Source organism: Dietzia sp. DQ11-71 (assembly GCF_014144995.1).
Lineage (GTDB): Bacteria > Actinomycetota > Actinomycetes > Mycobacteriales > Mycobacteriaceae > Dietzia > Dietzia kunjamensis.
In genome coordinates, this window is record NZ_JAALDT010000493.1 from 1 (window position 1) to 1,781 (window position 1,781).

2 protein-coding genes are annotated in these 1,781 nt (G+C 72.5%); one reads left to right on the forward strand and one right to left on the reverse strand.

Translation table 11 applies throughout. The features are described from left to right. Positions 1 to 645 (reverse strand): MFS transporter (locus G6023_RS15180; protein WP_182636305.1); only part of this gene is annotated, 645 nt, incomplete at its 3' end. A 106-nt stretch (positions 646 to 751) separates the two neighbouring features. Here G6023_RS15180 and G6023_RS15185 point away from each other — a divergent pair. Continuing rightward, the coding region (locus G6023_RS15185) for a baeRF3 domain-containing protein (protein ID WP_182636307.1) at positions 752 to 1,781 on the forward strand (1,030 nt) is incomplete at its 3' end.

Below are 1,781 nucleotides of genomic sequence, written 5' to 3' on the forward strand. Positions count from 1 at the left end.
GGACCCACCCACGTCGGGCCCCGCCTCGCCCGGCGGGAGGCGGCGGTCGTCGGGCAACCAGCGCCAGCCCAGCACCAGCGCCAACGCGCCGAGCGGCACGTTGACCAGGAACATCGCGCGCCACCCGAGGTCATCGCCGAGGACCTCGATGAGCAACCCGCCGACCAGCGGCCCCGACGCGGTGGCGATGGAGACCGTCGTGGCCAGCGTGGCGAACGCGCGCGCCCGCGCCCCACCCCGGAAGTACTTCTGGATGAGGCCGAACGTCTGCGGGTTGAGCATCCCCGACCCCACGCCCTGGATGAGGCGCGCCAGGTTGAGCATCTCGATCGACTGGGCGAACCCGGCGACCACCGCACCGCCCACGAACACCGCCACGCCCGCCAGGAACAGGCGCTTGCGTCCGGTCGCATCGCCCAGCCGCCCCGACGGCACGAGTAGCAGCCCGAACGCCAGCGCGTACCCGGACACCACCCACTGCAATCCCCGCGAATCCGAGTCCAGGGCGGTGCCGATCACCGGCAGCGCCACGTTGATCACCGACAGCGCGAGCAGCGCCATGAACATCGGGACCATCAGGGTGGTGAGGACCCGGGCGGTGCTGACCGGCCGGGTCGTCGCGGGGGTCACGGGCGCATCGGTCACTTCCGCGATGGTATCCACGGCGGACGTCCCGGGCCCGAAGGTCACGGGCGCGCAACAACCCTGTCACGACCTACCCGTGCGCCGCCGCGGTCAGTAGCGTCGGGTCATGGCTGATGTCACCCGCACCGCAGAAGTCGATCCGATCCCCTTGACCGACCTCGCCGAGCTGGGCACCACCAGCGGCCGGGCCGTGTCGATCTTCCTGCCCACGGCCCGGGCCGGGGCAGAGGTCCGCGAGAACCCCATCCGCGCCAAGTCGCTCATCAAGGACGCCGAGACCCGACTCAAGGCGCACGGCGTGGCCCAGGAGGAGTCCGACGAGATCCTCGGCCCGCTGGTCGCCCTGTTGGAGGACGACGCGTACTGGCAGCGCCTGTCCGACGGTCTCGCGCTGTTCGCGTCGAAGGGGTTCTGGCGCGCGTACCGCCTGTCCACGGACGTCGCCGAGGCGGTCCACGTGAGCGACCGGTTCGCCGTCCGGCCGGTCGTGCCGGCCGCGGTCGGTGACGGCGAGTTCCTGGTCCTCGCGGGCAGCCAGAACAAGGTCCGCCTCCTCGAGGGCACCGCCTCGACTATCCGCGAGCTCGACCTGGGCTCGATCCCGTCCTCGATCGACGACATGGCCGGCGATATCCAGCCGCCCTCGCACCAGCAGCAGCGGTTCAGCGGGGCCGCCGGCGCCGGCCCCGGGGCGAACAGAGCCGGCGGGGGGATGGTGCACAGTCACGGCACGGGCGCCGAGGTCGGGGACGTGCAGCGGGAGAAGTTCCTGCGGCAGATCGCGAAGGGGCTGCAGGAGGCGCTGCGCCCGAACGATCGGCGGCCCGTCGTCCTGGCGGCGGTGACCGAGCATCTCCCGCAGTTCCGCGGGTACCTGAACTACGAACACCTGGTGGACGAGGTGGCCGCCGGCAACCCGGACGCCCTGTCGCCCGCCGAATTGCACGAGCGCGCGTGGGCGGTGGTCCGGCCGGCGATGCAACGGCAGTCCGACGCGGTCGCGGAACGCTTCGGTGACGCGATCGGCGCCGGTCGCGCACTGGCCGGTGGCGGGTCGGACATCCTGCACGCCGCCCGCGAGGGACGCGTCGACACGCTGCTGCTCACCCGTCGCCGCTGCACCGCCGAGCACGGCC